Raw genomic sequence first — 218 nt, 5'->3', positions numbered from 1 at the left:
GACGCAGAAGACAAAGTTCTGGGTCGTGTCGCAGCCGAAGTCGCACACCGTCTGCGCGGCAAACACAAACCCGAATATACCCCTCACGTTGATACTGGTGACTACATCATCGTTATCAATGCAGACAAACTGCGCGTGACCGGTGCTAAATTCGAAGACAAAAAATACTTCCGTCACTCTGGTTTCCCAGGCGGCATCTACGAGCGTACTTTCCGCGA

The 218-nt window shown here is 51.8% G+C and carries 1 protein-coding gene; it reads left to right on the top strand.

From position 1 onward, the window contains the following. Positions 1 to 218: 50S ribosomal protein L13 (gene rplM / locus ACTHSP_RS24355; RefSeq protein ID WP_440347258.1), on the top strand; the 218-nt coding region annotated here is incomplete at both ends.

It is taken from the genome of Neisseria sp. P0001.S005, from assembly GCF_051963715.1.
This window is presented reverse-complemented; position numbering and strand designations above follow the sequence as displayed.